This is a genomic window from Ruminiclostridium papyrosolvens C7, assembly GCF_000421965.1.
GTDB classification, from domain to species: Bacteria; Bacillota; Clostridia; order Acetivibrionales; family DSM-1351; genus Ruminiclostridium; species Ruminiclostridium papyrosolvens_A.
Window position 1 is genome coordinate 382,009 of record NZ_ATAY01000020.1, and the last position, 24,925, is coordinate 406,933.

24 protein-coding genes are annotated in these 24,925 nt (G+C 35.0%); 17 read left to right on the forward strand and 7 right to left on the reverse strand.

The window, feature by feature from the left end; translation table 11 throughout:
* The first annotated feature begins 105 nt into the window (after positions 1 to 105).
* The 4 genes from L323_RS26795 (at position 106) to L323_RS26810 (ending at position 4,480) form a co-directional block, all read left to right on the forward strand.
* The gene (locus L323_RS26795; protein ID WP_020814720.1) at positions 106 to 909 is read left to right on the forward strand and encodes a carbon-nitrogen hydrolase family protein; all 804 of its coding nucleotides are present in this window, start codon (positions 106 to 108) and stop codon (positions 907 to 909) included.
* A gap of 23 nt (positions 910 to 932) precedes the next feature.
* Positions 933 to 1,325: a DUF2752 domain-containing protein gene (locus L323_RS26800; RefSeq protein WP_020814721.1), complete on the forward strand. Its 393-nt coding sequence runs from the start codon at positions 933 to 935 to the stop codon at positions 1,323 to 1,325.
* 89 nt (positions 1,326 to 1,414) lie between these two features.
* Positions 1,415 to 2,539, forward strand: a complete 1,125-nt coding sequence (locus L323_RS26805; RefSeq protein ID WP_020814722.1) for a S1C family serine protease — start codon at positions 1,415 to 1,417, stop codon at positions 2,537 to 2,539.
* A gap of 42 nt (positions 2,540 to 2,581) precedes the next feature.
* Complete coding sequence (locus L323_RS26810) at positions 2,582 to 4,480, forward strand: stalk domain-containing protein (protein ID WP_020814723.1); 1,899 nt, start codon at positions 2,582 to 2,584, stop codon at positions 4,478 to 4,480.
* Between the two features lie 72 nt (positions 4,481 to 4,552).
* Here L323_RS26810 and L323_RS26815 read toward each other — a convergent pair whose 3' ends face one another.
* Complete coding sequence (locus L323_RS26815) at positions 4,553 to 5,692, reverse strand: LCP family protein (RefSeq protein WP_020814724.1); 1,140 nt, start codon at positions 5,690 to 5,692, stop codon at positions 4,553 to 4,555.
* A 163-nt stretch (positions 5,693 to 5,855) separates the two neighbouring features.
* Here L323_RS26815 and L323_RS26820 point away from each other — a divergent pair, with 163 nt between their 5' ends.
* The 12 genes from L323_RS26820 to L323_RS26875 all read left to right on the forward strand — a co-directional run bounded on the left by L323_RS26820 (position 5,856) and on the right by L323_RS26875 (position 16,922).
* Positions 5,856 to 6,338: a DUF2318 domain-containing protein gene (locus tag L323_RS26820; protein WP_020814725.1), complete on the forward strand. Its 483-nt coding sequence runs from the start codon at positions 5,856 to 5,858 to the stop codon at positions 6,336 to 6,338.
* A gap of 131 nt (positions 6,339 to 6,469) precedes the next feature.
* Positions 6,470 to 6,703 carry a copper chaperone CopZ gene (gene copZ / locus L323_RS26825; protein WP_020814726.1) on the forward strand — a complete coding sequence of 78 codons (234 nt, stop codon included), beginning with the start codon at positions 6,470 to 6,472 and terminating at the stop codon, positions 6,701 to 6,703.
* A 104-nt stretch (positions 6,704 to 6,807) separates the two neighbouring features.
* The gene (locus L323_RS26830) at positions 6,808 to 7,509 is read left to right on the forward strand and encodes a response regulator transcription factor (RefSeq protein ID WP_020814727.1); all 702 of its coding nucleotides are present in this window, start codon (positions 6,808 to 6,810) and stop codon (positions 7,507 to 7,509) included.
* Positions 7,510 to 7,540: 31 nt separating this feature from the next.
* Complete coding sequence (locus L323_RS26835) at positions 7,541 to 8,938, forward strand: sensor histidine kinase (RefSeq protein WP_020814728.1); 1,398 nt, start codon at positions 7,541 to 7,543, stop codon at positions 8,936 to 8,938.
* A gap of 79 nt (positions 8,939 to 9,017) precedes the next feature.
* A complete protein-coding gene (gene vanR / locus L323_RS26840) occupies positions 9,018 to 9,713 on the forward strand; it encodes a VanR-ABDEGLN family response regulator transcription factor (RefSeq protein ID WP_020814729.1) in 696 nt (231 codons plus the stop codon).
* Positions 9,691 to 10,827, forward strand: coding sequence for a vancomycin resistance histidine kinase VanS (gene vanS, locus L323_RS26845; RefSeq protein ID WP_431602528.1), 1,137 nt, complete (start codon positions 9,691 to 9,693; stop codon positions 10,825 to 10,827). The genes vanR and vanS overlap by 23 nt, the downstream gene beginning before the upstream one ends.
* A 147-nt stretch (positions 10,828 to 10,974) precedes the next feature.
* Positions 10,975 to 12,021, forward strand: a complete 1,047-nt coding sequence (vanG, locus tag L323_RS26850) for a D-alanine--D-serine ligase VanG (protein WP_020814731.1) — start codon at positions 10,975 to 10,977, stop codon at positions 12,019 to 12,021.
* Complete coding sequence (locus tag L323_RS26855) at positions 12,018 to 12,812, forward strand: M15 family metallopeptidase (RefSeq protein ID WP_020814732.1); 795 nt, start codon at positions 12,018 to 12,020, stop codon at positions 12,810 to 12,812. Before vanG ends, L323_RS26855 begins: the two co-directional genes overlap by 4 nt.
* A complete protein-coding gene (vanT, locus tag L323_RS26860; protein WP_020814733.1) occupies positions 12,805 to 14,964 on the forward strand; it encodes a serine racemase VanT catalytic subunit in 2,160 nt (719 codons plus the stop codon). The genes L323_RS26855 and vanT overlap by 8 nt, the downstream gene beginning before the upstream one ends.
* 89 nt (positions 14,965 to 15,053) lie before the next feature.
* Complete coding sequence (locus L323_RS26865) at positions 15,054 to 15,533, forward strand: DUF6803 family protein (RefSeq protein WP_020814734.1); 480 nt, start codon at positions 15,054 to 15,056, stop codon at positions 15,531 to 15,533.
* A 145-nt stretch (positions 15,534 to 15,678) separates the two neighbouring features.
* A complete protein-coding gene (locus L323_RS26870; RefSeq protein ID WP_020814735.1) occupies positions 15,679 to 15,897 on the forward strand; it encodes a hypothetical protein in 219 nt (72 codons plus the stop codon).
* Positions 15,898 to 16,040: 143 nt separating this feature from the next.
* Positions 16,041 to 16,922, forward strand: coding sequence for a DMT family transporter (locus L323_RS26875; protein ID WP_020814736.1), 882 nt, complete (start codon positions 16,041 to 16,043; stop codon positions 16,920 to 16,922).
* A 21-nt stretch (positions 16,923 to 16,943) separates the two neighbouring features.
* Here the strand turns inward: L323_RS26875 and L323_RS26880 are convergent, their stop codons facing one another.
* The 6 genes from L323_RS26880 to L323_RS26905 form a co-directional block, all read right to left on the reverse strand.
* Positions 16,944 to 19,370: a transglutaminase-like domain-containing protein gene (locus L323_RS26880; RefSeq protein ID WP_020814737.1), complete on the reverse strand. Its 2,427-nt coding sequence runs from the start codon at positions 19,368 to 19,370 to the stop codon at positions 16,944 to 16,946.
* Positions 19,370 to 20,575 (reverse strand): DUF58 domain-containing protein, encoded by a 1,206-nt coding sequence (locus L323_RS26885; RefSeq protein WP_020814738.1) that lies wholly within the window; start codon positions 20,573 to 20,575, stop codon positions 19,370 to 19,372. Before L323_RS26885 ends, L323_RS26880 begins: the two co-directional genes overlap by 1 nt.
* A complete protein-coding gene (locus L323_RS26890) occupies positions 20,562 to 21,527 on the reverse strand; it encodes an AAA family ATPase (RefSeq protein WP_020814739.1) in 966 nt (321 codons plus the stop codon). Before L323_RS26890 ends, L323_RS26885 begins: the two co-directional genes overlap by 14 nt.
* Positions 21,528 to 21,720: 193 nt before the next feature.
* Positions 21,721 to 22,704, reverse strand: coding sequence for an ABC transporter ATP-binding protein (locus L323_RS26895; RefSeq protein WP_020814740.1), 984 nt, complete (start codon positions 22,702 to 22,704; stop codon positions 21,721 to 21,723).
* A 4-nt stretch (positions 22,705 to 22,708) separates the two neighbouring features.
* A complete protein-coding gene (locus L323_RS26900) occupies positions 22,709 to 23,503 on the reverse strand; it encodes an ABC transporter permease (protein ID WP_020814741.1) in 795 nt (264 codons plus the stop codon).
* A 1-nt stretch (position 23,504) separates the two neighbouring features.
* Entirely contained in the window at positions 23,505 to 24,308 is an 804-nt protein-coding gene (locus L323_RS26905; protein WP_020814742.1) for an ABC transporter permease, read from the reverse strand.
* 263 nt (positions 24,309 to 24,571) lie between these two features.
* Here L323_RS26905 and rpsO point away from each other — a divergent pair, with 263 nt between their 5' ends.
* On the forward strand, positions 24,572 to 24,835 hold the full coding sequence (gene rpsO, locus L323_RS26910; RefSeq protein WP_020814743.1) for a 30S ribosomal protein S15: 264 nt from the start codon (positions 24,572 to 24,574) through the stop codon (positions 24,833 to 24,835).
* Positions 24,836 to 24,925: the final 90 nt, after the last annotated feature.

The following is a 24,925-nucleotide window of genomic DNA, read 5'->3' on the forward strand; positions in this document are numbered from 1 at the left end:
AAACAGAATACTATAAAGGGTGGCAAATTACCGGTAAATTGGTAATTTACCACCCTTATAATATATTTGGATAATATAGTAATACATATTATTAGGAGGTGTCTCATGAATACAAAGATTAAACTTGGTTTATGTCAAATGGCTGTTACGGATAATAAAAATGATAACTTGGAAAAAGCACTGTCCGTACTTGAAGAATGTTGTAAACGAGGTGCAGATATAGCAATACTTCCTGAAATGTTTAATTGTCCATATGACACAAAGAGGTTTCCTATATATGCTGAAAGTATGGAAAATAGTAAAACTTTATCAGTCATTTCAGAGTCGGCAAAGTATAATAATATGTATATTGTAGCGGGGACTATTCCTGAGAGTTCCAATGACTGTATATATAATTCATCCGTAATGTTTGACAGACAGGGTAATATAATCGCAAAACACAGAAAAGTACATCTTTTTGATGTAAATATTACGGATGGTATTGCATTCAGGGAATCTGATGTTCTGACAGCAGGAGCGGAGGTTACCGTTGCCGAAACGGAATTTGGGCGTATAGGTCTTGCCGTTTGTTTTGACATGCGTTTTACATGGCTTTACTCTGAAATGACTGAGGCAGGGGCAAAAATAATTATCACACCGGCTTCATTCAATATGACAACAGGCCCTGTTCACTGGGAGCTGCTTGTGAGGGCCAGAGCACTTGATAATCAGGTTTTTCATGCAGCGGTTTCTTCTGCCAGGAATACAAGTGCTGATTACGTCTCTTACGGCAATTCAATGGTATGTGACCCCTGGGGGAATGTTGTTTCAAGGGCAGACGAAAAAGAGGGGATACTGATAGCAGATATTGACCTTAATCTGGTAAACAGCGTACGCAGTCAAATTCCGGTTAATCAGATTATAGACTAGAATAAGTGAAAGGTGAGTAGATTTTGAAAAACAATCTAAAATGGAAAAAGGCCGCAGTTTGTATTTTTCCTTTTGCGTTAATTATTACAGCTTATTTCCTGAGAAATCAGATTATATATTTGGGGACACTTTTCCCTTCATGTCCAAGCTATACCTATCTCAACATATATTGTCCGGGATGCGGCAATACAAGAAGTGTTCAGCATTTACTAAGAGGTGATATTCATGACTCCATAAGGTTTAATCCAATACCATTGCTGGGTATTATTCTGGGTATACTGGCATATATTGAGTTGATATCTTATGTATTTGGCAGGCATAAAAAGATTTTTCCAAGAAACCGTGTGTTCTGGTGGACGTTGGGTGCTATTTCATTAGTATATTTTGTGGTGAGAAATTTTATAAGACCATTTTAAATATTTGTTTAACATAAAATAATTTTTTCTTGAATTGGGCTGCTAAATAGTGTTAGAATTACAATATTAATTCCAACAGAGGTCACAATATGAAAAAAAGGTATTTAGTAGTACTGGTTGTAATGATATTATTGTTTAGTTTTAATCTTCTTGTTTCAGGTGCTACTCAGTTCAAGCTATCCATAAACGGTATTTCAACCGATATAGGAACAACAACGGTAAACAACAAGGTCTATGTAGACGCGGAGGCACTTGCAAATCAATTAGGCTTAAATGCAAGTAAAACAAGCAAGTCTATTAATATTTCCACTAAAAATGATGATATTATTCCAAACATTATCAAGTCAATAAGTCCATCAGTAGTTGGTATTATTGGTAATATTGATTCGGGGGATTCTACTGCTGATGGAGTTGTGCTGGGGACAGGCATAATAATAAAATCCGGCGGAGATATCCTTACAAATGCTCATGTAGTTGAGGATATGAGCAGAATTGTCGTGGTTTTAACGGATGGTACAGGATACCAAGCCAGAATTAAATACATCGATAAGCCCAGCGACCTTGCTGTAATAAAGATTGACAAGATTGGACTTACAGCGGCCACACTGGGTAAAATGCAGGATATAGTAATCGGAAAGACTGCTATAGCCATTGGAACACCAATGTCGTTTCAAAACAGGAATTCTGCTTCAGTTGGTGTAATCAGCGGGCTTAACAGAAGTGCTGACGGGTTTTATCAATACAAACTTATACAGACTGATGCTGCCATAAACCCCGGTAACAGCGGTGGGCCGCTTCTTACTATAAAGGGAGAAGTTATTGGTATTAACTCAATGACAACCGTTAATGCACAAGGATTAAGTTATGCCATACCCATAGACACTGTCCAATATGTTTTAAACCACTTCTATAAATATGGGAAAGTAAAAAGAGTTACATTGGGGGCTGATTTTGAAGAGGACTATGTGGCCCTTTACGGATTACCCAGTAGAAACGGTTTAAAAATTACAAGCATTGAAAAAGGGTCTTGTGCAGAAAAATATGGATTAAAAAAAGATGATTTTATTTACAGTATAAACGGTGTATATGTAAATACACTTGTGGATCTTAATGAAGCATATAAATCCGTACTCCCAGGTAATAAAATCAAAGTAGCTGTAAGAAGAAACGGCAAGGTACAGAGTATCAATGTGGTTATGGACGAATTAAAATAGTAGTTAAAATATGCCCGGTAGAGGCACTTGGAGGATTTAAAAATGAAAAAGCTATTTTTACTTTTCAGTGTAATTGTATGTTTGTTTTTAAGTTCGGTGAGTGTATTTGCAGCAGATGATCTTCTGGATGAATATACTTCAACCGTAATAACAGTTTCCTTTAAAACAGGTACAGGAAGCTATACTGTCAATGGTAAGACAGTAAAAGCAGAAGCCAGTGCTGTTGTGCAAGGAAAAACTTTTGTTCCCGTAAAAGTTATAACAGATGCTTTAGGTGCTTCATATACACCTGATTTAAAGAAAAAAACTGCTGTTATTAAATATAATGATGTGGAAATTAAAATTACAGATAAAAATAAAGAAGCTGTGATAGCAGGCAAGAAAACAAAAATGGATGCTGCTCCGTACATAAAAAATTCTTCTTTTATGGCAACTGTTACTTTTTTGGCAGATGTCTTCGGAGCTGATTTGACAAACAGCGGAGGAAAAGTTACTTTCAGAAAGGAAATCGCAAACCCAAATAGTATTAAGGACTTTGGTACACTAATAAAAAATACAAACAAGACAAAAGTCGGAGACAGCTACTATAAATGGTCTATGAAGCTCCCTCGTGAGCTTACCTTAAATTCAAGAACCTTTAACGGAGACAATAATTTTTTCTTGTCACAGGATGCATCCTACGGTATAAGTATTGCAATCAAAGACAAGGATAAGGATTCAACTCTGGAGGATAAACAGCAAAATCTTCGTGAAGAAGCAGAGGATTCAACACTTATAGACTATGGTATATATGAGTCAAACGGAGTTGAATATGCAGAAATAGTTTATAAAGACAGTGATTTAACTTTTGTAAAGAGAGTTTATATGACTAATACAAAGGAATTCTTACTGTTGATGCTTTTAGATAACGACAAATCCTATCTTGATAACAAATATCAGGATTTACTTGATTCATTTCAGTTTAAATTTAGTAAAGACGGAAGTACAGAGGACTTATCCGATGTATCAGCCACAGGATACAGAAAGTATCAGGACACACAGCTAAAATGGTCAGCAAAGATTCTTCCTTACTGGAGCGAATACAAGGATGAAAATATTCATAATGAAGTTCAGTTTGATGGTCTCTTCGGAGAAAACTTTTCAATAAAGATTTATTCACTTGACAAGGGAGAGACTTTGGATTCAATAACATCATCAGCAATCAAGAGTTATGAGCGTGACTACAATCCTGAAATGTTCAAGTTTGAGAGTCAGGAGAGTGCTGTTATTGGAGGAGTAAAATGCAACAAGTTGTATTACAAATATACAAGGCTGGATAAAACTAAATATGGCTGTGATATTTTCTTCGTGGATAAAAACTACAAATACGTATTGTGCTATGAGCTTCCTGAGGAATCATATAATGATTCCAACAAAAGAATGATGGTGGAAGGGATGGTTAATTCATTCAGATTTGAACAGCTGGATTTAAAAGCAACCGGTAAGTTGATGGATCCATCGCAGATAACCACCTCAACAAAGACACGTACAATAGAAGAAGATTATTATTCTTTTAAACTGCCTTCCGGCTGGAAAACAAGTCAAGATAATACTGATGATAATAAAAAATATTACAGTAGCAATGGGGATTTATCTTTAAGTATTTCAACAGCTGAATTGCAAACATCATCTACTGATGCTTTTGAAGGCCTTGACCAGTACTTTAACAGTTTGCTTAATAAGAATTTAAAATTGGAAAGTAAAGCAGCTATTAATGAGAAAGGAACCTTTGGTTACAAATATGTATTTATTTTTAATGAAAGCGACACTCAATACCGCCAGGAAGTATATATATTGAATAAAGGAAATCAAATAATACAAGTTACCTTCACTGCTACTAATTTCTACTACGGCAGTACGAATAAAGAAATGGTAAGCTCCATCTGGAACAGTTTCAACTAGGAATAGCAACATGATTTTGAGGAATTTTAAAAAGCATAATAACCGATTTTTTCGGCTATTATGCTTTTTTCTTTAAGGCTTGTCTTTACCGTTGCTTTTGGACTCAGTTTCAGCGTTTGAGGGGTTTTTGGGAAGTACCGAGAGATAATTGTATTTCTTATCAGGTTCAGGCGAAAACTTGCCGGTTTTTGTTTTAAAATACTTGTCAATTATCTCCTGGGTATCATACTGCTCTCTAGTTTTAACGTTTTCAACCTTTTGGGTGTATATGAAATAGTAGATCTCATTAATGGTCCTGTCTAATCCGCATAATTTGAAACTGTTCATTTCCTGTTTATTGGCTCTGGTAAGTCCTCCGGCCAGATTAAGTGTGTCTGAAAGTGAAATATTAGTAATTACATTGCTGAAGGCATAATTTATGACAGGTATCAGTTTAGGCATATTTAAAAGAGTTACTTTTTGTTTAATAAGTTCATTAACAAATTTTATCTGCATTTCTGTTCTTTTAAGGTCTGAACCGTCGTAATACTTACGAAGGTCATCAGATGCTTTTCTAAGACTGTAAGGAGGCTTCCTGAATCTCAGCAATTGCTCTGCCTTGTCGCCGTCAAGGAGTTGATATCCTTTTTTTAGGTTAATATTCAGGTCTTGAGATGGGTCAGGATATCTTAAATCAGCAGGAACATCAAAATAAACCCCGTCAAGCATGTCTACGATTTCCTTTATTGTGTCTATTTCAAGATAAACATAATAATCAATTGGAATATTGGTAAGGTTACTTATGAACTGTGTTGTATATTCGATAGCTTTATTTTTCTGTTGGTTTTTAGGTAAATCGGCATACTTATTTAAAGCCATAGAGAATACGTTGTTAATTTTTAAGGTTGATTTACCTGTAGGTTTTGTGTCCCTAGGTACTGTCAGGAGACTGATTTGATTAGTCACAGGCTCGTAATTCCCAATTATAATGGTGTCTGTGTGCAGACCTGACGCTTCCTTTATCAGAACAAGAAAATTCAAAGGATTACCGCTGTTTTTGTATGTTTCAGTTATATCTATAGAGTCTTTAGAATTGCTGGAAGGCAAGGCTGTATCAGGCTTTTGTTGAGTAGGAGGCGTTGTTCTTATATTAACCATTAGTACAGTACCTATTATAAATAAAATAATTCCACTGAAAAGGCAACTTAAAAAGGATATCTTTGCAGATTTCATTTGTCACACTCCTATATTTTTTTATATACAAAATATATATTAACATAGCAAAATAAGTAAATAAATAGTACAAATTTGTAACCTTCATAAAATCTACATATCTTATTGATAGTATTTAACTGTAGATTTAAAATTAATACAATTAAAAACAAGGAGGTACAAATTGAAAAATTCATATAAGTTGATTTTTGCCATAACCGGAGTAATAATAATAGTATTGACAGGAATTTTAACATTAAAATTTGCAGGAAATGATTCAAAAAATAGTGCTGCTGTTGCAGATATTATTATATCTAAGAGTCAGATTACAGATAAAGTTACATTTTATCCTGTAAAAGCAGGTAAGACCAATATGGAAGTTCTTGCAGTAAAAGCAAGTGACGGTACAATAAGAACAGCGTTTAATACTTGTCAGGTGTGCAACGGCTCACCAAGAGCTTATTACAGGCAGGAAGGGGATGTTATTGTCTGTCAGAACTGTGGAAACAAATTTTCTATGGATATGATAGAGCAGCAGAGAGGCGGCTGTAATCCTATTCCTATATATAGGGAAAACAAAAATGAAGATGCTGAAAATATTACTATAACAAAAGAATTTATCGAAAATAATAAGAGCCTGTTTACCGCTAATTGGAAAACAGAGTAAAATTAAGTAACAAATCAACTTTTGCAGTTGCATGATATCGGTGATTGGTATATACTTGCAAAAGTTGAATACATAAAGAATTGAAACTAAAAAATAATATCATTGTAGAATTATAAAAGGGAGGTATTTTTATGGCTAAGGAAATAACAGATATTGTTGTTGAAGGAATGACCTGTAATCACTGTGTAAACAGCATTAAAAATGCTGTCGGCTCGTTAAACGGAGTAGAAAAGGTTGACGTTGACCTCGCTACTAAAAAGGTAACAGTTGAGTTTGACCCTGAGATTGTTAAAGGAAAACAAATTAAAGATGCAATTGAAGATCAGGGTTATGATGTTACCATGGAACATAATAATTTCGTATAAGCTTTATCAACAAGTCCGGAAGGAAAAAGTAAACCTCGTTTCACTGATTATATGTGTGGAACGGGGTATATTTATATATAAAAACTATGGAAGGAGGATTTGGATTGACTGATTCTGCAAAAAGAATACTAGTTGTTGATGACGAAACAAAAATATCAGAGGTTATAAAATCATATCTTGAACATGACGGTTACAAGGTATTTACAGCATTAAACGGGAAAGATGCTATGGTGGTTTTCAATGAAAGCAATCCTGATTTGATTATACTTGACTTGATGCTGCCTGATATTTCAGGAGAAGAAATATGTAAAAGAATAAGAAAAAATTCTTCGGTTCCAATAATAATGTTAACAGCTAAAGTCTCTGATGACGAAGTAATAACAGGCTTGGATATTGGTGCCGATGACTATGTTTTAAAACCATTCAGCCCAAGGCAGCTTCTTGCAAGAGTTGCAGCAGTGCTCAGAAGAACTGTGAAAGAACCTGTTGAAGATAACAGTAAAGTTATTTTTGACAATGGCGATCTTGCAATAGACACCTTTGTACATGAAATAAGTAAAGCAGGCAATACAATAAATCTTACTCCTAATGAATACAGGATATTAGTTACTATGGCCGGATTCCCTAAAAAAACCTTTACTCGCGAAGAGCTTATAAGCATGGCGCTTGGTGATGATTTTGAGGGCTTCGACAGGACGGTTGATACCCACATAAAAAACCTCAGGCAAAAAATAGAGGATGACCCCAAAGCCCCAAGGTATCTGGTGACTGTTCACGGAGTAGGCTATAGATTTGCGGGAGAATAGCTATTATTATAAATAAACTGAGGTGCCTGATATGAATTCCAGTTTAAGAACCAAGCTTTCAATTTCATATGTTGCGGTTGCGCTTATTTGCATCATGCTTATAAGTATATTTACAACACTTTTTATATACAAGCATTTTGAAGAATATGTAAAACAAAATACAGAACAAAAAAACCGTGAAATCGTTACTACCCTTTCAGGCCAATACATGGGAGACGGTAAATGGAATACAAAAGTAATTGAAACCATTGGTATAAGTTCTATGGAGAATGGAATTATCTTAAAAGTCAAAGATATTAACGGTAATATTATATGGGATGCAAAAGCTCACAACAATGGTATGTGTCAAAGAATAATAGAGCATATGTCAAAAAATGCAAACAGGATACCCGGCAGCGGTAAGTCAGGCTATACCGAGGTTCCCTATTCTATAAACTATAACCTTAATAAGGTAGGAACTGTAGAAATCGGAACCTATGGAGACAATTATCTTAATGAACACGACATTGCATTTATAAATGATTTATACAATTTACTTTGGGCTGTAGGGATTTTTTCTTTAATCCTTTCCCTGCTGTTCGGAACTGTGATGTCAAAAAGACTGGTCTCTCCTATAGCAAGGGTAATAAATACAGCAAAAGCCATATCAAAAGGGTTTTATTCAGACAGAATTACAGAGAAGTCAAATACCAGAGAAATTAATCAGCTTACTGTTACCATAAATGATCTTGCAGAAAATATGCAAAAGCAGGAAATATTAAGAAAGAGGCTTACCGGAGATGTTGCGCATGAACTCAGAACTCCACTGGCAACTCTGCAGAGCCATTTAGAAGCCATGATAGACGGAATATGGCCTGCTGATTCGGAAAGACTTAAAAGCTGTCATGAAGAGATTGTAAGGATTAGCAAAATGGTAGGTGACCTTGAAAAGCTTGCCAGATATGAAAGCGAAAATCTTGTTTTAAATATAGATACATTTGATGTTACTGAGCTGGCAAAAAGGCAGATTCATAATTTTGAAAGAGAATTTTTAAGCAAAGGGCTAGACTTAAAACTCACAGGTGCAAATTGTCGGGTGTATGCTGATAAGGATAAAATAAGCCAGGTACTTGTAAATTTACTATCAAATGCTTTAAAATACACTCCTGAAGGTGGAATTGTCGTAATGAATATACAGGATAATGCTACAAATACTGAAATTTCAGTGACGGATAACGGACCTGGTATACCTCAGGAAGATTTGCCTTACATTTTTGAGAGGTTTTACAGGGCAGATAAGTCACGTAATAAGCTGACAGGCGGTTCCGGAATAGGACTTACCATTTGTAAATCCATTGTTTCGGCTCACGGTGGTAGTATTTACGTACAGAGTAATACGGGTAAAGGCACAAAATTTACCTTTACCATTCCCAAAAGTTATAAAAATTAAGTAATTCTTAATAAAGTTTTATTTTAGAATGCTATAATTTTCTTATCTATTTTATTATGGGAATTTATGAGGACAATTTATGAGTACAAATATTCTGGTGGTTGATGATGAAAAAGAGATAGCGGATTTGGTTGAGTTGTACCTGAGAAATGAGAATTATAATATATACAAGTTTTACTCTCCTTTAGAGGCACTTAAATCAATTGATGAGATAAAATACGATCTTGCCGTACTGGACGTTATGATGCCTGTGATAGATGGGTTTAAATTATGCCAGAAGATACGTGAGAAATACAATTTTCCGGTTATAATGCTGACAGCCAAGGTTGAAGAAATGGATAAAATCACAGGATTGACTTTGGGTGCAGATGATTATATTACAAAACCTTTTAGTCCCCTTGAAATGGTTGCAAGAGTTAAAGCCCAGCTTAGGAGATTTACAAGGTATAACGAGGGAATACAGCAGTCAAATGATATACTTGAGGTCTCCGGTCTTGTAATGAATAAAACAACACATGAGTGTTCTCTCAATGAACAACCTCTTATTCTGACACCTACTGAATTTTCCATACTATGGATACTTTGTGAAAACAGGGGACAGGTTATCAGCTCTGAAAAGCTTTTTCAGGAGGTATGGGGAGAGAAGTATTTCTCAGGCAGTAATAATACCGTAATGGTTCATATAAGGCATCTCCGTGAAAAGATGAAGGAGCCCGAAGGCAATCCTAAGTTCATTAAAACAGTATGGGGAGTTGGATATAAAATTGAAAAATGATTTTACTCAGTTAAAAATAAAGATATTGCTGCAAATTTTGCTTGGTGCGTTACTTGCGTTAATAATCGGAGGTTTTGTCCTTGTCTTTATTATAGATGATGCTTTGCAGGCACCTTTTGCAGAAGGTTTTGTCCGCATAGCAGAAAGACTCTTTCATGTAAGCTATTTTTCTGCTGCAGAAATTTATCATAGGATATTTGCGGAAAATAAGACAATATTTATAATAATAGGGTTTGTTTTACTACTAATAATCTTTGTTTTTATTGCAATGTCCAGGTACACCCGTTATTTCAATAAAATAAGCGAGGGAATAGATTCACTTGTAGAGGAATCAGAAACGCCGATAGTTCTTCCTTCCGAGCTTTCATTTATGGAGAACAAGTTCAACACTGTTAAAAACACTCTTGAAAAAAGAAAGAATGCAGCTCTGGAAAGTGAACGAAGAAAAAACGACCTTGTAGTATATCTGGCCCATGATATTAAAACTCCTCTTACTTCTGTTATAGGCTATCTCAGCCTTCTGCACGAGGCTCCCGACATGCCGTTGGAGCAAAGGTTAAAATATACTGATATTACCTTAGAAAAGGCTTATCGTCTGGAACAGCTAATAAATGAATTTTTCGAGATAACACGATTTAACCTCCAGAGTATTGTTCTTGAAAAGGAAGAAATAAATTTAACCCTTATGCTGGAACAGATGGCTGATGAGTTTTACCCTATTCTTGCACCTGCAAACAAAGAGGCTGTTGTGGATGCAGACGAAAATATCCATATATTTGCCGACTCTGATAAGATGGCACGAGTATTTAATAATATACTCAAAAATGCGGTTGCATACAGCTATGAAAATTCCAAAATAGAGATTTCTGCTATACAGTCGGATAATGTTACTATAATCACATTTAAAAACAGAGGCAGAATGATACCTGCGGATAAGCTTGAATCCATCTTTGAAAAGTTTTACAGGCTTGATTCTGCCAGGTCGTCACATACGGGAGGAACAGGCCTTGGTCTTGCCATTGCTAAGGAAATAGTTAACCTTCATGGGGGAGATATTACCGCAACCAGCAATGAAGAATTTACACAGTTTAAAGTAACACTTCCTAAAGCATAATATAAAATTATAAATAAATTCGTAAGGAAATCTTAAGAATTCAATAAGACTAAGTTAATAAAGAGCAGCCGGGAAATTATTAAAATTAAGTCATAGTAATTTGTCACTTCTTAAAATGATTTTAATAATAACTCAAGGAGAATAAAAATGGATAGAAAAAACATTGCAATTATTTTCGGAGGCTGCTCACCGGAATACGAAGTCTCACTTAACTCTGCTTCGGCTGTAATAGAACATGTAAACAATGACTTGTATAATACTATTTTAATAGGTATTACAAAAGAGGGCGAATGGCTCAGGTACTTCGGAGAAGCTGACAAAATAAGGAATAACACATGGTTTGAAGAAGGATGTAATCCGGTTGCTTTTTCCCAAAGTCGCAGCATACACGGTTTCTATGAATTTTCAGAGGGTTCAAGCTCCATTACTTTTGTTGATGCTGCCTTTCCTGTTCTTCATGGCAAAAACGGTGAAGACGGTACTGTTCAAGGGATGCTGAAACTTGCCGGAATACCTTTTGTAGGCTGTGGTATTCTGAGTTCAGCTATGTGCATGGACAAGGATATTGCTCATCGTATTGCACAATCGTCAGGAGTACGTGTTCCAATATCAATATCAGCAGATAGAACCATGCTTCTTCAAGATATTTTTAATATGGCTGAAACTCTCAGATATCCTGTTTTTGTAAAACCTGCAAGAGCCGGATCATCTTTCGGGATAACACGTGCTAATAGCAGACCTGAGCTTGAAAAGGCAATTTTATATGCTTTTGAGTATGACAGTAAAATAGTTGTTGAGGAGAATATAGATGGCTTTGAGATAGGCTGTGCCATCCTTGGGAGCGATAATCTGATATTGGGTGAAGTTGATGAGATTGAACTTCAGACCGGGTTTTTTGATTATAATGAAAAATATACATTAAACACTTCCAAAATCCACATGCCTGCCAGAATTGACAAAGTGACCTCAGATAGGATTAAAAATACTGCAAGGATTTTATACAATGCTCTGTGCTGTACCGGGTTCGCAAGGGTTGACATGTTTCTGACTCCAAAGGGAGAAATCGTATTTAACGAAGTCAATACCATACCTGGCTTTACAGCCCATAGTCGTTATCCCAATATGCTCAGGGGAGTAGGCCTTTCATTTGCTTCCATAGTTGACAGGCTGATAAGGATGGCGATGGAAAAATGAGTACAAATCTGATTTCAAATATGGTGAGGTTGAACCTTGCCAATTCATATATTCATATGGGTAATCTTGTTCTTGTAAACAGAAAGAATCCGATTAATAAGCCTGAATCATTAATAATTAAAAATTTAGAAACTGTAAGCACGGATTATAAAAAAATATTGCTTGATAAAACAGCGGCAATAATGCTTAGAAAACTGATTCAAGCCTGTGGAGGAGAAAATGAAATCGTACCGGTTAGCGGTTTCAGATTGTTGAGTGAGCAGATAGCAATCTACAATGATTCCACGAATGAAAATGGTGAGGAATTTACCAGAAAATATGTGGCGCTTCCAAACCACAGTGAGCACCAGACTGGACTTGCTATAGATGTTGCAAAGAACCAGCCTGATATTGATTTTATTTGTCCTTCGTTCCCATATGAAGGCATTTGTCAGGATTTTCGTGAAAAAGCTTCGCAATACGGTTTTATTAAACGTTATCCAAAAGGAAAGGAAGCAATTACCGGAATATCTCATGAACCATGGCATTTTCGCTATGTTGGAAAGCCTCATTCCCAAATTATTTCAGATAATAACTTTACTTTGGAGGAATATATAGAATATCTGAAGCAGTTTCCATGCGACGGCATGCATTTACAAGTCAAAAATCAAGGTTGGACAGCGGAAATATTTTATGTAAACGCAAGAGAAGAGGCAAAATCAGTTTACATGCCTGAAAATTTATATTATGAGGTTTCGGGAAATAACATTGACGGTTTTATAGTTACAGTCTGGAGGCAGTGCAATGACTAACAAAAGGGAAGAATATGCCGGTATAGATAAATTCCGCATGGTTGCTGCCATAATGATTATCGCTATTCATACATCACCACTGGTTTCAGTCAGTCAAGAAGCTGACTTTGTAGTGACAAGGATTCTTGCAAGAGTAGCAGTGCCTTTCTTTTTCATGTGTACAGGCTATTTTCTTATACCCGGATGTATAGAATCACGAGAAAACAGAAAAAGGATACTTTTAAAATTTCTTACTAAAACCGGGTTTTTATATGGAGCTGCGATATTAATATATTTACCCGTAAATATTTATTCAGGATATTTCAAAGAGAAACCATTTATTCCAATTATTGTAAAAGACCTTGTATTTGACGGTACCTTCTATCACCTTTGGTATATTCCCGCCGGTATTATAGGTTTTATGATTGTATACAGCCTGTTAACAAGGCTTAATATTAAAACGATAGCTGCAATAAGCTTTATTTTATATTTGATTGGATTGTTTGGTGACAGCTACTACGGGATATCAGAAAAATTTAACATAGCAAATAGTTTTTATGGGGTCTTATTCTCATATTTTGATTATACAAGAAATGGTTTGTTTTTCGCTCCCGCATTCATTATTTTGGGGGCGATAATCGCAGAATCCAAAAGGGAATATTCAATAACAAAAAGTATAGTTGGATTTGCGTTATCTTTTACAGCTCTTATAGCAGAAGGCTTGATATTGCACAATTTCTCGTTACAGCGACATGACAGCATGTATATTATGCTGGTTCCCGTAATGATTTTTCTGTTCGGGATATTGCTTAGCATAAAGGGAGAAAGCCAAAAGACCCTCAGAGATATTTCAATGCTTATTTATATACTTCATCCGTTTTGCATTATTCTTGTAAGGGGCTTAGCAAAGGTTTTCAACTTAGAGACATATCTCATCGGGAATAGTTTAATACATTTTATTGCTGTGACTGGTGTGACAATTGCTGTTTCAGTTGTTATGGTATACCTTTGGGAATATTTAATGCCCTATAAAAGACAAACTCAGCCTGAAAGGTGCAGAGCATGGGCGGAAATCGATCTGGATAGACTTATACACAACGTAAATCAGCTTAAGTGCCTCCTACCTCATGAATGTCAGCTTATGGCGGTTGTAAAATCAAATGCATATGGCCATGGAGATATTGAAATATCCAAGGTTCTGAATAAAACAGGCATTTCTGCCTTTGCAGTTGCAACATTAGCTGAAGGAATAGAACTCCGTACTAATAAAATAAAAGGAGAGATACTGATACTCGGATATACTCATCCCCATGAGGCACCTTTGCTTGTAAAATATAATCTTACACAGACAGTAGTGGATTACCAATATGCAGAGCTACTAGACAGCACAGGTCTTAAAATAAAGGTTCATATAAAAATTGATTCTGGAATGCATAGACTAGGCGAAACCAATGATGCATTATCAAATTTAGACAGAACCTATAATTGTAAGAATCTGATAGTGGGGGGAACATATACCCACTTATCAACTGCCGATAGTATAGACCCTTCAAATATTTTATTTACAAAAGAGCAAATAAAGAAGTTCTATAATACCCTTAACTACTTAAAAAGTCATAACCGTAACCCCAGTAAAATACACATTCAAAGCAGTTACGGAATACTCAACTACCCGGAGTTGGATTGTGATTATGCCAGAGTAGGTATAGCACTGTACGGAGTACTGAGCAAAGAAAATGAGGAAACAAAGGTTCGTGCAGACCTTAGGCCTGTTCTGTCTCTTAAAGCCAGAATTGTTCTTACAAAGGAAATACAGGAGGGTGAATCTGTGGGCTACGGCAGAAATTTCATCGCCGTAAAAAATACTAAAATAGCGGTCCTTTGTATAGGCTATGCAGATGGGATACCAAGGAGCCTGTCATGCGGAAAAGGATATGTGCTTATTAAGGGTAAGAAAGCTCCTATAATAGGTAATATATGTATGGATCAGCTGACCGTAGACATTTCGGAAATACCGGACGTACAGCAGGGTGATATAGCCACACTTATCGGAAATGACGGAAATGAGGCTATAACTGCTGAACAGGTGGCTTCACAGGCAGGAACCATTACAAATGAATTACTTAGTCGTCTGGGTAGCAGAATTGAAAGACTATATAAAAAAGTTGCCTAATAAAAATTTTTTGTTCTCCATAAAACCTTCATATAAATTTATTATTATATGTGTGAAGTAATTAATTAAATTTATATGGAGGTAAAACAATGGAGAACATGATGACTCATTATATGGAACTTTTGGCATCAAACCAGCCATGGAACCTTATACTTTTTATGGCAATACCGGTTATATGTGCTGAAACCATAGCTGTAACAGAGCTAGCAATACTCTTTACAAGAAATTTATCAGGCGGTCTTAGAAAGTTGAATAAGATAACAAGTATTTTTGCAGGCCTTTATTTTACAGGTGTATTTTTATACCTCCTTTTCAATGCAGTAATTCCGCTGACCGCAAATGGAGAGTGGAGAGGCTTTGGAGATGTTGTTGCAGTTGGTTTCTACCTTTTGGGTATAGTTCCTCTGCTGGGAATGGCTTTGTTGGATATGAACATTATTGGCAGAAAAAGAAACGAAGTTGGCAAACTAAAACTTCATGCAATCTTTGTGGGAATATTTCTTGTAGTAGCCCATATCGCAATGATATTTGGTATGCTTGACCCATCATTATTTATGATGAAAATGTAATTATACAAATTACTGGGTAGAGTTTGTTGCAAATGTGCAGCAGCTCTATTTTTTTATGTTCTTTTAGAATCTGTTCCATATTTGTCTTTATCATAATCCTGTAATATAATGAAAAATATAACACTATTAAAGAAAGAGGATAAATATGAACATCAGAGACTTCAAATTATATATGTGGACATGGCCTTTTCTGGGTGGATTTTTGGGTTTATTACTTTGCATGGTTATAAATACTGATTCTGCACCGGCCATTATAATGTTAGGTATGATAGGGGGATACATAGCACTTATAACATACATTTCAGGATTAAAGTATCTTGACAGCAAGGGGTATGATACTAACCCGGACAACGAAGAGAAGTAAAAAGAACTATTTATTAAATCTCTTCTATTTTGATTATTATAATGATAGAATAGTAAGGTATCTTTAGTATACATAAATCTTAGAATAAAAAACTTTACATAACAATTGTCTGAAAGGATTGATTTTAAATTAGCAGCTTACATATGAAATCATTTATGCCAAAGCTGGCGCTTTTTTGTGCTGCATTTATATGGGGAAGTTCGTTTTTTATAATGAAGGATACCGTTGACGTTTTTCCGCCGCATATTCTTTTGGGGTTCCGTTTTACTATAGCTTGTATTCTGCTTGGTGTGTTATTTTACAGAAGGCTTAAGAATATAACTTTTGAATACCTTTGGAAAGGTGGAGTCATTGGCCTTTTTTTATTTTTGGGGTACAGTACTCAAACTATTGGTATAACAAATACTACACCCGGAAAAAATGCATTTCTCACTGCAATTTATTGTGTAATTGTACCGTTCTTATTCTGGCTTGTTAATAGGTCAAAGCCTGACATATACAATTACTCTGCAGCAGTTATCTGTCTTACAGGTATTGGACTGGTTTCTCTTACAGGGAGTTTTACCATAGGAATAGGCGACGCTTTTACTTTACTTGGCGGTTTTATATATGCCGCTCATCTTGTGGCTGTTGCAAAACTGGGGAAAGGGAAGGACCCAATAGTACTTACTATAATACAGTTTGGATTTGCTGCTGTTTTTTCTTGGATAGCAGGTCTTACCACAGAACATATTCCAACAGAAGTAAGTATACAAAATGTTGCAGGTATTCTGTATCTGGCTGTTTTTGCCACGGCAGCAGCCCTGCTTTTTCAGAATATTGGACAAAAGTACACCCATCCTTCTTCTGCTGCAATCATACTGAGTCTTGAATCAGTATTCGGTGTAATGTTTTCAATTGTTTTTTATGGTGAGAAGTTGACCGTGAGATTGGCATGGGGGTTTCTGCTTATATTTATTGCAGTTGTAATTTCTGAAACAAAGCTATCTTTTATAAAGAAGTCAAAAAAGGCTGAGAATCCATGATTTCAGCCTTTTTGAGAACAATTATACTTTACCAAGAAAATATTTATAAAAATTAAATTTGACTTTGCTAACTTTTTCGGAAGTTAGATTCAAAACAGTTTCAATAAAGTCAATCATATCCTGTTTTGCTTTGTCGGGAAGGGTGTCCCTGCTGTACCTAGCCTTGACATAATATTCGGTTATTATATTAAAATCGTATTTACTAAAGCTGTATCCTTTAAAATCCATTAGTTTCTCAACTCTGAATCCAAACTGAAAAGGTGTTTCTCCTGCTGAAATAATAACATTCTGTATTTTAAGCAGCTTAATAATATATTTGTAGCCAGTCAGAACTGCGTCATTAGAATTTTGCTTTCTTAGTTTACCCAACAGATAGTAAAATCTTATTCTGTTAAATAAAACAATGAATAATAAAGACAACAGAATTAATGAAACCAACGAAATAGCTATAATAAAAGCTACACGGGTTGTATCGTTATCCTTGCTGCCGACGGGCAAATTACCGGAAAGGTCGATAGAATGATTTTTACCCTCCCTTTGATATTTCTCCATCATTCTACGATATTCATCATAATATTGACCGGTCATATTACTGGCAATAACAGGCCTTATGTGGTTATCCTGATACATTGCTGCAACAAAAGGGGAGGTAGGTTCAAAGGGAATCCATCCGAATCCCTCAAAATATGCTTCAACCCATGCGTGAGCCTGTTGGTTCGTAACCTTAAAAACACCGTTACTGTTGTCCGGAGGCAAAATATAACCTTCAACATAACGGGCAGGTATCCCTATGCACCTTAGTAACACAGTCATTGCGGTTGCATAATATGTACAATATCCCTTCTTGCCTTCAAAAAGGAAATAGTCAACAAAGTCCTTTCTCAAAGGTGGCTTACCCGGCTTCAACGTATACGGATAGTTTGTAGCCAGATAAGTTTCTATAGCCTTTGCTTTATCATAGTTATTGCCTTGATTTATAGTTATATTCTCGGCCAGATCCCGAACTCTTTGAGTTACTGTGCTAGGCAATGAAACGTATTTTGTATAAATGTCAAGTAATTGATCCTGAAGGTTATTGAATAAGTTTACATTAGCAATGATATTTTTATTTTCTACCGATAAGCTGTCAATATCAATATTAAATATAAGCTTGTATTGATTTTTTTCATATTCGTCTATGTTATCCATCCAATACCCTTTGTAACTTTTTCTGATACTGTTTTTAAATTTATCACTGTTGAGAAACATATAATCAAAATTGACAATATATTCAAAATTGCTGCCTTGGGATTTTTCAGCAGAAATCATTCCTGATTTATCTGTAAATAATCCCAGTTCTTTTTTTGGTGTAATCTGAAAGGTCTTTGGAGGTATAAAAAGCGATTTAGTCTTCATATTTTTAAATTTTACTTCTATTTTAGAACTTTTGTACAATTCATTTTTGGAATTTGAGTTGCTCATCATAGCTCCCACTTCAAGCTGATTAGCATCCATATTTATATTGTTTAAAGTTTCAACGGAACTTCCATAGAGAATTACAGGATTATAAGAAGTATCAGTGTCATACCAACCGTGTCCGTTATAATATGCCTTTGAGGATGCTTTCAAGTAAAGATTATAGTACTCTGATTTTACATCCATAACATGAGTTTTATCAGGAATAATATTACCCCCTAGAAGGTCATTGCTTCCAAAACCAGTAGCGCTTAGAGAAAATATATCAAAAGTGGAGGTGTTTTTTTGTGAAAAGCTTGCAATGGCTTTATCCAACTTGTGGTCCAACCAGGGCCAGGATATTCTTTTATTGCCTATTGGAAAGTTGAAACTGACAATTAATACTGCGATACATACAGGGGTTATGTATAGGAGATATTTTAGTCTGTTACCCGGGTCGTAAGATTTTTCCTCGGTCCTTCTTTTTAGTATATAAAAGAAGTAAAAGAGCATAAACGAAAATAGGAAAAGTACAAAGGCCGATTTACTTACAAAAATATTGGCATATGCCTGACCAAAGAACAAGCTGAAGGTTACAAAGCTCACTAAGTAGATATTATACAGCTTTATGGCGAAGATATATACCATTAGCGTAACAATAAAGGTTATAAAAAATACCGTTATTGTTTGATAGCGCCAGTTAGGTTCGTTAAGATATCCCTGCATTGTATCAATCAGCCAAATAGAGTAGGAATTAAAGCTATTTGAAATATAAATAATAACAAAAGCAAAACCTGCAAATAGAAACAATAAAATACCGGATACTATACAGGTAACTTTATTTTTAAGCATTAGATAGAAAACAAAAGTTAGTGGTATTACGTAAAGAAATATGTTTATGTTCCACCTATATGTCATAAAAAGAGATGTGTACAGTGTCTGACAAACAGATAAGGATAAAAGCATTACTAATATTAAGTTAACAAATACACCGTATTTATTCTCACGTATCATCAGTCCGAACCTCCAAGTAAGATTTTTATATCATCGTCTGGATGTATGGAATATGCTTTAATACCGATTTCGGGGAGATTTTCCATTATATCTTCAATGATACCGGATTTAACATTTCCCGAATTGTCCGGTGATACATAAATAAGAGTGACAGTATGGTTCGCCATCTGTGCTTTGTACATTTCATTATACAAATCAATATCCAGTATACTAGTAAAAATAATCATATCAGATGAATTTGAACAGGATTCTGAATGGAGCCTCAGTATATCAGGCATCGGTACCTGCTGATCAAAATTAACACATGATAATGATTTGTAGATTTGTTCGAACTCCATCATGTTAGAGGCCTTAAACACCTCAAGTTTTTCATTGAAGTATACATAATTAACAGAAACTCCTTTGGACAAATAAAAATACAGTACAGCAACAGTCGCTTCAATTAGCTTATCTTCAATTATAATATTGTCTTCGTCATTATAGACATTTTTTCTTAGATCAAGAAGTATATTAACGTTTGCATCAGTAGTACCCTCATAGTTTTTAACCATAAGTTTCTCATTTCTTGCTGTAAGCTTCCAGTGTATTTTTCTGAAACTGTCTCCGCCAACGTATTCACGTATATCTCTAATATTATTTATATTATCCTGTATTCCATTTTCAGTGCTTTGAGAATCGGAACTTCCCGAAGACAGGATACTGAAATTAGAAAGATGCTCAATTTTAGGGTAAACAATAATTTTTTTCGGTTCAGGTATTTTGTACTTTAACTTAATTAAACCTAGGAAATCTTCAATATAGATTTCACTTAGTCCCACGTCATACTCGCCTCTGAATTTACATTCCATATCAAAGATAAATTCCTTACCTGACTTAGGGCTGATTGACAAACTTTGTGAAGAATTTTTGCCTTTAAACGATGAATGCGAACTAAAAAATGTTGCAAAAACATAAGGGTATACTAAAATATCCTCGTTTGAAATCTTTACTACAAGCCTAACGGTCTCTCCTTTGACAATAACCCTTTTGTCTATTTCCTGTATAAATTTGATTCTTACAAATACAAATATGGTGTATGCAAGAGATAAGATCAATAAGGCAACAAGGGTATTGAAAAAGAAGAAGGATACAAAACCGCCGAAATTATATAAAAATATTATTGACAATACAAATAAAAATATAAAGGTAATTCTACTTTTTCTCATAGTTATCTACCATAGGTATGTATACCTTGTCAATTATTGAAGTTAGTATGTCAGAGGAAGACATTTTTTTGAGTTTTGCTTCCTGCTTCAAAACAAGTCTGTGTGAAAGTGTAGGCAAAAGCATCTTTTTTATATCTTCAGGGATTACATAATCTCTTCTGTTAAAATATGCCCATGCCTGTGCTGCACGGCATACTGCAATTGAACCTCTCGGACTTGCACCAAGGGCAATATACTGGTTCTTTCTTGTCATACTTACAATATCAATTACATAGTTTTTCAAGGTTTTATCTATGTAGACCTGTTTTACATCTTTTTGAATTTCCAGAATATCGTCACTTGTTGCAACTGCTTCAAGAGTTTCCAATGGATTATCTTCCAAAAATCTTGATAAGATGTAAACTTCTTCACCTTGCTGAGGATAGCCAAGAGATATTTTTATAAAGAACCTGTCCATCTGCGCCTCAGGAAGAGGGTATGTACCAATATATTCAATGGGATTCTGGGTTGCCAGAACCATAAATGGCTTTGGCAGCTTATATGTTGTGCCGTCAACAGTGACTTGGTTCTCTTCCATTATCTCCAGCAAGCTGGACTGGGTTTTGGGAGAGGTTCTGTTAATTTCATCGGCAAGAAGAATCTGGCACATAGCAGTTCCGGGCCTGAATTCGAATTCTCCTGTTTTTTGATTAAATATTGAAAAACCGGTTATATCAGAGGGAAGAACATCAGGGGTAAACTGAATTCTCTTAAAAGATGCCGAAATGGATTTGGCCAGAGCTGAAACAAGGCTCGTTTTACCTACGCCGGGGACATCCTCTAAAAGAACGTGTCCATTACTAATAAGTGCAATTATTGCTAATTCAATAGCATTTCTTTTTCCTACAATTACATTTTCAACATTATCGGCAATTTTTTTTAATAGATCAGAATTATTATTAATATAAACCATCTCCTTGCGATAAAATATAGAACATATTAAGTATATAAGAATAAGTAAATATAATCCATAATTTCTAGAAAATTATTTATTTATCGGAAATAGATGTTTAATTTAGATATGTCTCAGTAAAAAACAAGGCACAAAGATAATCGGAGTAAACCCGAAATTCTTTGTGCCTGTATATATCTCAAAGGTTCAGAAGTTAGCTGAGGTATATATGCTTTATTACTTCTTCAATATTTATATTATTTACATTTATATCCTGAACGGGCAGTTCTTTAAAAATTTTGGATATCTCGTCCTGTAGACTGGTATTTATGGTTTCAATCTCAATATTTACAAAGTATGGTCCGCTAGAGGTTACTTTAAAACCTTCGAGAAGCGACGGATTAATCTGACGGGAGAACTTAACCTCAATAACCTTTTTATCTGAAAAATAAGTTTTCAATTTTTCAATACTATTATTGAAAACTATTGTACCGTTATTGATTATACTGACATTTTCACAAAGGTCTTCGATATCACTTAAGTCGTGAGTTGTAACGATAAAGGTAGTCCCCTTTTCCTTGTTGACCATTTTAATGAAGGACCTTATAGCTTCCTTTGAAATTATATCCAACCCTATTGTAGGCTCGTCAAGATACACAAGGGGAGGTTCATGCAAAAGTGCACAAACGAACTCGCACTTCATCCTTTCACCTAATGACAGCTGTCTGACGGGTTTTGTAATAACATCTCCGATGTTTAGCAATTCTTTGAAATATTTAATATTATTATCAAATGTTTTATCTGAAATACTATACATTTGCTTATTCAGGGCGAATGTATCAATTGCAGGTAAATCCCACACGAGCTGTGACTTCTGACCAAATACAACACCTATCTTTTTTACATACTCTTCTCTTTGTGTCCAGGGAGTATAACCCATGACATTAACAGTTCCTTCTGTAGGGTATAGGATACCAGAAAGGATTTTTATAGTAGTTGATTTCCCTGCGCCATTTGGACCGATGAGTCCCCTAATTTCCCCTTGACGTATCCTGAGATCCAGATTATTCACTGCTGTGACAAGTTTGTAATCCCTGATGAACAATGACTTCAGGGAAGACAGAAGACCTGATTTATCTCTTTTATGTACCTTGAAATCCTTCTTTAAGCCTTCAACATCTATTATATATTCGCTCATGTGCTTAACCTCCTGCACTGGTATATTTTTTTAGAAATTGGTTCCAAATTTTCAGACTTACGTAGAAAAACAGTGCACAGAAAACAAAAGTTATAGGAATAGTGTAATCAAGCCTGTTTAACAATGCATTTGCAGGGATGTTAACCCATACTGCAAATGGTATTACTGTAATCAAGGCTGTCTGAAGGGTCTTGGAGAAAATGTTTATAGGGAATTCACCAAATCTTAACAGACTATTCATTAATTCATCGAGCCTTCCGATTTGTACGAGCTTTATAACTATACTGCTGTACAAAACTTCATAGCCCATAAATAGAATCAGACCGAAAACTATTGCCAGAATAAAAATAGCAATCTGAACAATTCCGATATGTAAATTCATTTTAACTATGTAGTAAACCATAATAAATGCACCCGAGAGAAGAGGACCTATATTGTTAAGACGGAATCCACTTGCCAGGATTATACCTATAGGAGAATATGGTTTAAGCAACAGTCTGTCAAAATCGCCCTTCCTAACTATTCCGGTAACAAAATAGGGCAAACTACCAAAAATCATTCCCTTTATACCTGATGTAAACAACAATATGCCCTGAAATAAAATAATCTGTTCTAGGTTCCAGCCAGGAAAGCCTTTTGTTTGGGTAAATATTAAATATTGAAGAATTGGCCCTATACTTGAAAAAGCCAAGCCTATTACAGTACCCAAAATAAAGTCAAATCTATACTCCATACTGCGAGATATATCCATTTTAGAATTCCAGATAAATAGTTTGAATAATTTCAGCAATTTCAGCATATTAACCCCCCGCTGCACAGAATTTCTTTATGAGGCGCTTCCATAAAATTTGAATTACCACATAAAATGCAACAATCCATAAAATCTGTATGCTCCCGATCCTGACCAGTGAACCAAGATTGTCGCCCTCAACACGGTTAAGAAAGAATTGAATTGGCCAGTAAATTATATATTTGAATGGTAAAAGATCAAAAATCCTATTAAGCCAGACAGGCATAAACTCCAGAGGAATAACTCCTCCTCCTACTATAGCCTGTAAAACCTCTCTTATAGCACTTATTGACATATTGTTCTTAATAATCATCGCAGACATTCCAAGTAGAAATGAAAACAAATAGTTAAGAAGAAACGCCAGTACAGCTATTATAAGAAAAGAAAGAAAGGATTTTAACGTCAAAAATGCCGGGAACAGAATCAGACTGTAGATTATCATACCGGGAAGAAAATCTACCAGTATTGCCACAAATCGGGAAGAAATGGCACTTGCAAGCATAAAACGGAAAACCGAAATAGGTCTCAGTAAATCGGTGGCCAGTTCTCCTGATATAATACTTCTTGATATTTGGTTTGTAATACCGTTCCATACAAAGCTGAGAATTACATAATATGCGGTATAATACCAAACCATCTGCTCAAAGCCATAGCCCTTTATGCTTGACGTATCATTATAAGTATATATACTTTTAAAGAGTGCGATATTTATGAAAAGCAAAATGGGCTGTACAAGTAAAGTCATTGCAAAGGTCCATTTATACTGGAAAGAAATCTTGAAATTTAGTTTTATTACTTCTAAGAAAACCTTCATAAAAACCTCTTGGTAATAATTGTTAGTGTACTTTACTAAATTATCACATATATTACCATAATTAAAAAAATAGAACAAGTTAAAATAAGGTGATATAAGGTATCAGCCTTTATGATATACATAAATTAATCATTGTAAATATTTATGTATTGTGCTAAAATACATAGGTATGAAATTTCTAACCATTAACTACGTTTTTGGGTTACTCCATCCAATTACCTGGTTTATGGCGATTCAACAAAATTTTTGGAGGTATTAAAAACATGGTTAAAGATGTAAAGCAGGAAATAATTGCTAAGTATCAGTTGCATGAAGGTGATACTGGTTCACCGGAAGTTCAGGTTGCTATTCTTACAGAGAGAATCAACCACCTTAATAGTCACTTAAAGGTTCATAAAAAGGATTACCATTCAGGAAGAGGACTTCTTAAAATGGTTGGTGCAAGAAGAAGCTTATTAAATTATCTTAAAAAGAATGATATCGAAAGATACCGTGCAATTATTGAAAAACTTGGTCTAAGAAAATAATCATATAAAAGCAGGCAGGCTAACCGCCTGCCTGCTTTTATATGCATTCAGAGTACATATTTATTGTGGAAATATTTAAGCATAATATAT